The organism is Thalassobacter sp. (assembly GCF_982993085.1).
The window spans coordinates 1-7,498 of the sequence record NZ_CEZFMW010000145.1 but is presented as its reverse complement, the minus strand read 5'-3'; the positions used below and the strand labels follow the sequence as shown (position 1 = coordinate 7,498).

Here is a 7,498-nt window from a genome sequence, read left to right as displayed (position 1 = left end):
GCCAAAAGGGTCCGGCGGCGTTGCGACACGGGGTTGTAAAAGGCGATGACGAAATCACCCTCGGCTGCTGCGTGCAGACGCTTAATGATATCCTCGCGCGGGGTTAGCAGATCGCTAAGGGAAATCGCGCAGAAATCATGCCCCAACGGAGCACCGGCGCGGGCCGCAGCCCCTTGCAGGGCCGACACACCCGGTGAGCAGACAATATCCACCCGCTTGGCCGCGTCGCTAACACCCAACTCATCCGCGCCGCGGTCGAGTAATTCGAACACCAACGCGCCCATGGCGTAGATACCCGCATCCCCGGAACAAACCAGCGCCACGTTGCGCCCTTCTGCGGCCTTCTCCAGCGCGTAGCGGCAACGTGCTTCTTCGCCCCCGAGCGGGAAATCACTGCGGGCCTTGCCGTAGCCCAGTGGGCCCAAAAGGTCGATGTAAAGGCCGTAGCCCACCAGTTCTTCGGCGTCGGCCACCAGTTTTGAAACCTCGGGCGTGCGCCATGTGGCCTGCCCCGGGCCGATCCCAACAATTGAAAGCCGCCCGCGCGAGCGGCCTGCATGTTCTGTAATTGGCGCAGGGTTACGGACCAACGCACAGGTGGTGTTGGCAGTCTTGCGTTTCGCCACCGCCAGCGCACCATCGGGGGCTGCGGCAAGGGCCGCGCCCTCGGACACGCCATGGCAACCCACTTCGGCAAAAACCACGTCCGAAGGGTTGGCCAAGCGGGGGGCTTCGGCCTCCAACTCAGCGGCGGAATAGACCCGAAGCGGAACGCCCAAGCGGGCAGCAAGCTGGTTCATTGCGGGTTCATCGGCCTTTAGATCCAGCGTGTTGACCGAAGCAATCGCGCCCGGTGCAATGTCCGCTTCAACCATTGCGGCCTGAACGTTCTCCCACAATTCGGCCGGGTCCGCGTCGCGCGCACATCCCACGCCCAATGCAAAGGTCTGCGGGTGGTAAACCAACCGCTCGGGCCCGGTTTCGGCGGGTTTCTCAGTAACTTCGATGGTCGCCGCAGTGCCCTTTGGCAAATCAAACAACGGCGCACCAAGGCAGGTCGCACCATCGCCGGACAACAGCGCGGCCATGGCGGTTTTCGCGTCCTCAGGGTTGGCAAGACGGTAGCCAACGGGCGGCGCATCAAGGGCCACACCAAGGGCGACATCACCCGCCGTGGTGACAGCAGCGGTGGCGCCAATAGCATCCCCAATGGTTGCGGCCAGCCGGTTCGCGCCCCGGTGCCCCCCCAACAAGGGGATCACGATCGCCCCGTCGTCCGACACGCTCAGGAGCGGGGGATCAATGGATTTATCGACCAACAAAGGCGCCACTGCGCGGATCAGAATACCGCTGGCACAAACGCCGATAACGGGCGTGCCCGCCGCAAACAACGTACGGATGTGATCCAGCGCATTGGCAAAGAATACATCGGCTTGATCGACGCGGGTTTCGCGACCGTGCACCGGTGCGCCAAGCGCCTGCGCAATACGGTGTGCAGTGGGTTCGCCCGCCCGGTTCAGGCACAGGACAATGGGATCTAGAGCCATGGGTCGGCGCCTTTCGCGATCAGGATCATGGAGAAATAGGGGGCAGTTTCCGGCGCTTGCGCGAGGGGAAGGATAACCTCTGCCCCCAGCGTCGCGCGTTCCACATAGGTGGCGTTGTCCGTCAAGCCAGCCGCATCAAGCAGCGTACGCAGTTTGGCCAAGTGACGACCAACTTTCATGATGACCAGCGTATCTGCGGCCTGCAAATGGGCGCGTAACTCTGCCTCGGGCAAGGGGCCCGGCAGGACAGTCATCACTTCATTGCGCGCCACCAGCGGCATCTCCGCGCGGGCCGCGCAGGCCGTTACCGAGGTAACGCCGGGAACGATTTCGGTGCCGTACTTGGTGCTGAGCCGCGCATATAGGTACATGAAGGAGCCGTAAAAAAACGGATCCCCCTCACATAGGCAAATCACATCTTCGCCCGCATCAAGGGCTGCGGCGATTTCTGTGGCGCCTAGATCATAGGCCGCTTGGGCGGGGGCGCGGGCCGGCGTCATCGGTACATCCATGCGGATTTCACGAGCATCAGCACGGATCAGATCGGCGGCAATGCTACGCGCAAAGCTGTCGCCACCCGCGAGTGTTGGGTAGGCAATCACTTGAGCCGATTCAATCAATTGCGCGGCCTTGCGCGTGATGAGCCCCGGGTCACCCGGACCAAGGCCCACACCAATAAATCGTCCCGTCATCTCTTTACCAAACTCCATTGCGTGACCGGCATCAGCGGACGCCAGCCAGTCAGGCGGCCCACGGGTTCAGCGCGGTTAACGGAGAGCTTAACCAATTGCCCCCCGTGCGTTTTGTGCAGGTCGACCAGCGTCGCCTCAGATTCCAATGTTACGGCGTTGGCCACCAGCCGACCCAAGGGCCGCAGGGCGGCGAAAGCGGCATCAAAGGTCTCGGGCGACAGGCCCCCACCGATGAACACGGCGTCCGGTTTTTCCAACCCAGCAAGCGCTTCGGGGACCTGCCCCTCAATCAGTTCTAGCTTGGGCACCCCAAGCGATAGCGCGTTCGCGGCAGCCATGGCGCGGCGATCTGCGCGCGGCTCAATTCCGATGGCACGGGCGTAGCGTGCAGCACGCATCCATTCCACCGCGACGGAGCCGCAGCCCGTACCGATATCCCACAGAAGCGCCCCGCGCATCGGCATCAGCTTGGCCAGCGTAACGGCGCGCACCTCTTGTTTTGTCATGGTCCCATCGTGCTGGAACATGTCATCCGGCAACCCGGGCACACGCGGCAAAAGTGCGGCATCAGGGGCGGCGCGACAATCAACACAAAGGGTATTGAACGGTGGCACCTCATGAGACCACTCCCGTGCAATACCATCAAATCGCTGCTCTTTTTCGCCACCCATATTAGCCAAAACAGTCATAGGACTGTCACCAAACCCGCGCTCCGTCAGGAACTGCGCGATTTGCCCGGGCGTCTCGGCCCCTGTGGTCAGGATGATAAGCCGCTGATCGGGTTGGATAAACGCGATCATCTGTTCGACGGGACGACCGTGAACTGTCAACGTCTCCACATCGGCCATGGACCAGCCCATGCGTGCACTTGCTAATTGAAACGCGGATAGCTGCGGGTGGTATGTGATTTGCTCCGCAGCGATCGAGCGACCGATCCGTGCCCCGACCGAAAACCACAGTGGATCACCTGTCGCGAGCACGACAACACGCTGGTTTGCGTGCTGTTTTAGCAGGTCAATCAAGGCATCAAACGGGCTGGGCCATGCATAGCGTTTGGCCGTGGTCGTCTGCGCAAGGGCGTGGTGACGATCCCCGCCGATCAGGATTTCTGCCGCCTCAACCACGGCACGGGTCGCGGGGGTCAGCCCGTCCAAACCGTCCTCACCGATGCCAACGATGTGCAACCATGGCGCGGGCGTTTCTATGCGCCCACTCATGCGTTGAGTTCCAGCAGCCCAGCGGCCAAGGCATTGACCGCGGCACTGGCGATGGCAGAGCCACCGCGCCGTCCGCGTAGAGCGACAAAGTCACAGCCTCGGGGCCTTTCGGCTAGTTCAGCCTTGGATTCGGCCGCACCGACAAACCCGACCGGAAACCCGAGGATCACCGCAGGCTTGGGCGCGCCCTGGTCCAACAATTCCAGCAAGTGAAACAGAGCCGTGGGTGCGTTACCAATCGCGACAACAGCGCCATCCAGATGATCGGCCCACAATTCAACCGCAGCAGCGGACCGCGTGTTGCCGATCGCGGCTGCGCGGTCCGGCACGCTAGGGTCGTTCAGCGTCACGATGACCTCATTTTGCGCGGGCAAATACCGGCGAATGATGCCTGATCCGACCATTTCACAGTCGCACAAAACCGGCGCGCCATTGGCCAAAGCACGATGCCCCGCCAGATACGCCCCAGGAGAATGCACAATGCGGTCAGCCACCTCAACCATGCCGCACGCATGGATCAGCCGCGTGACGAGCGCCTGCATACCACTATCAAACCGGTCCAGATTGGCCTCGGCCTGAACAGTCGCAAAGCTGGCCGCATAAATGGCCTTCGGGTCTTTTTCATAAGGGCGCAGGGCGAAATCCTCTCGGAGCGATGAAGCCGGACGGGACGCGAACGATCAGAAGGGAAAAAGGGCTAGGATTTAACCCGTTTGCGCGCGCTTTCGGGCCCATGAGGGTGCTTGGCGTGCGGATATTCCGCGTGGTGGTGATGCCCATGATCATGGTCGTGGCTATGTCCGTGCCCATGGTCATGATGATGGTGATGCGCGTGGGCATCCTGCATTTCCAACCGGCACATGCCCGTGCAGAACGTGTCGCATAGCTTGCAATCAGCCACGTTTGAGCCGGGCGCGTTGGCCCCTTGCCCCTCAACATGGTGGTGATGGCTTTCTTGCACCGCACCGACCTCAGTCTCAAAGCCCAGCACAGCCGTGCGGTATTTGCACATCACACAGGTGGACGGCGGCACAGCGCCAAATGCGGGGTGCTGACGGTCTTCGGCCTTGATGTGGTGATGGCGACCATCCTCCAGCGCGAGCACTTGCTCACGGTAGGCACAGAGCCCACAGTTGGGGGGCGGTGTCGCGCTGTCTTGCTCAATCACGCGTTCGGCGAATGTGCGCAGAACATCGACATGATCGCCCAGATAGCCAGCCTTAAGGAATTCAATCTCGGGGTGCTGCGCTGCGACCTGATCGGTAAAGCCATAGATACGGTCGATCAAAATGCCCGAGAACAGGAAGTACGGGAACACGACGATCCGCTTATATCCCAGCTTGGACGCGTGTTGCAGACATGGCTCCACCAATGGGAAGGTCACACCAGAGTAGCCAACCTCGCACCAGCCAAATCCCAGACCTTCGTGCAAAAGCCGCGCAATTTTGGCAACGTTGCCATTAGCGTCGGGATCGCTTGCGCCGCGCCCGATGACCACCAGACATGTGTCGTGATATGGACCTTCGCCCGCCACTTCGCGGATGCGCGCAGCCGCAGCAGACACCATCTTGGGGTCTACGCCCAGCTCACGCCCATAGCTGACCTGTAGCCCATTTTTCTGAGCATAAGTGTTCAGAACCGTGGGGATGTCATTCTTGGCATGCATCGCTGCAAACAGCATGCCCGGCACCGCCAAAATCCGCGTACACCCCTTGGCACGCAGGGCATCAAGGCCGTCACGAATAACGGGGTTGGCGAACTCAAGATAGCCGTAGTCCACCTCCCACTCGGGGGGCAGGTGCGCAGGCAATTTTTCGGCCAGCGTCGCGAATTCATCTACCGCCGACTGAGAGCGCGAGCCGTGCCCACAAATCATAACGCCAGTTTTCTGGGGGGAAGTGTTGCTCATGCGGTGGCCTCCTCGGCGGTGTCTTCGGGCTCTTCGTCTTTGGACTCAGCCTTTTTGCCTTTTAGGTGCCCCCAGATCGCAGCACCAATCGCGGCCCCAATCGCCGCACCCGCAACCCAATGGTCATGGCCCGCAAGGTCCGCGATATGACCGGGGTGCGCCGCAGCCGGTCCCGCAAAAACAGAGAGGATAAGGAAAAGGACAGGTCTCAAGGCACGCTCCATCATTCGCATGCCCCGCTGCCGTGGCCGGGATGACGATGTCGCGGTCCGCCCCCTGTCTGGGTCGGCGGGGCCCGTGATCCACCTGTCCGGCCCCGAAACGGGGCGTCGTCTGCCACTGCCTAGCCTGCGGGTGACAAGGGCGCAACGGGATTCAAAGGCGGTTTTCACCTCATTTCCCGTCGATTTGTGCGTATGCGCGCAGGCTCTGCGCTGAACTCGACGTAGATGCGCAAATGCAAGCGGTCTATTTGAGGCTCAACAAAAGGAGATGAACGATGGGCCAATTGGTTGACGGCGTCTGGCATGACACTTGGTACGACACGAAATCCACGGGTGGCAAATTCGTCCGCTCAACGGCTGGGTTCCGCAATTGGATCACCGCAGATGGCAGCGCCGGCCCCACGGGTGAGGGCGGATTTAAGGCCGAAGCGGGACGCTATCACCTCTACGTCTCCCTTGCTTGTCCCTGGGCGCACCGCACTCTGATCTTTCGCAAACTCAAGGGCTTGACTGACCTGCTCGACATCTCGGTCGTGCATCCCGATATGCTGTCCGACGGTTGGACGTTTGAAACTGACGACAACGGGGCCACGGGCGACACGCTCTATGGGCTGCCCTTTGCGCGTGACATCTATACCCGCGCAGATCCCGCCGTATCAGGCCGCGTGACCGTGCCGATCCTGTGGGACAAACAACGTCAAACTATCGTGAGCAACGAATCTTCTGAGATTATTCGTATGTTCAACACCGCGTTCAACGAACTCACCGGCAATACGCTCGACTTCTATCCGGCAGTCCTTCGGGGCGAAGTCGACCAGATCAATGAGCGTGTCTATGAGCCAATCAACAACGGCGTCTACAAATCAGGGTTTGCCACGTCCCAAGGCGCCTACGACACCGCAGTCACCACGCTGTTTGACGCGCTTGATGAGATGGAGGCCCTACTCGGCACCCGCCGCTACCTAGCTGGCGATCAAATCACCGAGTCGGATTGGCGCCTGTTCACCACGCTCGTTCGCTTCGATCCCGTCTATCACCTGCATTTCAAATGCAATCGTAAACGGCTAGTCGATTACCCCAACCTGTGGGCTTATACGCGGGAACTGTACCAAGTGCCCGGCGTCGCAGAAACCGTGGGGATGGAGCATATCGTGCGCCACTATCACTATAGTCACGACACGATTAACCCGAACCGGATCCTTCCGATCAATGCACAGATCGACTGGATGGAACCCCATGGGCGTGACCGGCTTCAAGCGGCGTAATATTCAACCATCTTGCCCAGATCATCGGGCGAGGTGGCCCTTGGCAACAGCACCCGCGCATTGCCCAAATGGGCAAAGATAGACCCATCGGAAAAACACCGATCTGAGGTGACGGCTATGATGTGGGCCTGCGGCTGGCGGTAACTGGCAAAATCCGCCACGGCCATGGCGCTGCCTTCGGTTAATTTGAGGTCAAGAATGATCGCCTCAAAACCATGTGTAGACAGGTGACGTACAGCATCCAATTGTCCCGTTGCGATGGTCACGCCATGCCCCCAAGCCGACAGCGGTCTTTGCCAAAGCCCGGCCAAGTTCGCGTTACTCTCGACAATAAGAACCTGCATGCCCGTTTACCCCTTCTGCGGTGTAGCGACCGAATGAACTCGTTCTGAGTGACCGTACTTCATGGCTAGTCCACGAACCCTAACAGAGGATTAACAACGCCTCATCGCAGCCCCGAATGCGCGGTTTCTTGCAGAGCGTTCCGAATTGCTGTTGAAGGGTCGCAAAGAGGGCACGCGCCGGTTTGCGCGCCCTATATTGACGGATACATCTGCACGAAAAAGGAAGCGTCTGATGACAAGCGTGATCACCATTTGCGACACTTGCAAACGCGATGACTGGGCCGAACGCGCGGCCAATGA

At 60.4% G+C, this 7,498-nt stretch carries 8 protein-coding genes; 1 reads left to right on the top strand and 7 read right to left on the bottom strand.

Annotation, left to right across the window (positions count from 1 at the left end; genetic code table 11):
• From AC4GMC_RS16400 to AC4GMC_RS16375, 6 genes are all read right to left on the bottom strand, one after another.
• A partial coding sequence (locus tag AC4GMC_RS16400; protein WP_490391474.1) for a bifunctional cobalt-precorrin 5A hydrolase/precorrin-3B C(17)-methyltransferase occupies positions 1–1,547 on the bottom strand: 1,547 nt, incomplete at its 3' end.
• A complete protein-coding gene (cobI, locus tag AC4GMC_RS16395; protein WP_487877060.1) occupies positions 1,538–2,239 on the bottom strand; it encodes a precorrin-2 C(20)-methyltransferase in 702 nt (233 codons plus the stop codon). The genes cobI and AC4GMC_RS16400, both read right to left, overlap by 10 nt.
• Positions 2,236–3,456 (bottom strand): precorrin-6y C5,15-methyltransferase (decarboxylating) subunit CbiE, encoded by a 1,221-nt coding sequence (cbiE, locus tag AC4GMC_RS16390; protein WP_487877061.1) that lies wholly within the window; start codon positions 3,454–3,456, stop codon positions 2,236–2,238. The genes cobI and cbiE overlap by 4 nt, the downstream gene beginning before the upstream one ends.
• The gene (locus tag AC4GMC_RS16385; RefSeq protein ID WP_487877067.1) at positions 3,453–4,091 is read right to left on the bottom strand and encodes a precorrin-8X methylmutase; all 639 of its coding nucleotides are present in this window, start codon (positions 4,089–4,091) and stop codon (positions 3,453–3,455) included. Before AC4GMC_RS16385 ends, cbiE begins: the two co-directional genes overlap by 4 nt.
• A 62-nt stretch (positions 4,092–4,153) precedes the next feature.
• Positions 4,154–5,365 carry a sirohydrochlorin chelatase gene (locus tag AC4GMC_RS16380; RefSeq protein ID WP_487877062.1) on the bottom strand — a complete coding sequence of 404 codons (1,212 nt, stop codon included), beginning with the start codon at positions 5,363–5,365 and terminating at the stop codon, positions 4,154–4,156.
• Positions 5,362–5,577: a DUF6732 family protein gene (locus tag AC4GMC_RS16375; RefSeq protein WP_487877063.1), complete on the bottom strand. Its 216-nt coding sequence runs from the start codon at positions 5,575–5,577 to the stop codon at positions 5,362–5,364. The genes AC4GMC_RS16380 and AC4GMC_RS16375 overlap by 4 nt, the downstream gene beginning before the upstream one ends.
• Before the next feature lie 287 nt (positions 5,578–5,864).
• On the opposite strand from AC4GMC_RS16375, the gene AC4GMC_RS16370 reads away from it, so the two are divergent.
• A complete protein-coding gene (locus AC4GMC_RS16370) occupies positions 5,865–6,854 on the top strand; it encodes a glutathione S-transferase family protein (protein ID WP_487877064.1) in 990 nt (329 codons plus the stop codon).
• On the opposite strand, the gene AC4GMC_RS16365 is transcribed toward AC4GMC_RS16370, so the two are convergent.
• Positions 6,842–7,198, bottom strand: coding sequence for a hypothetical protein (locus AC4GMC_RS16365; protein WP_487877065.1), 357 nt, complete (start codon positions 7,196–7,198; stop codon positions 6,842–6,844). The genes AC4GMC_RS16370 and AC4GMC_RS16365 overlap by 13 nt on opposite strands.
• Between the last annotated feature and the right edge of the window lie 300 nt (positions 7,199–7,498).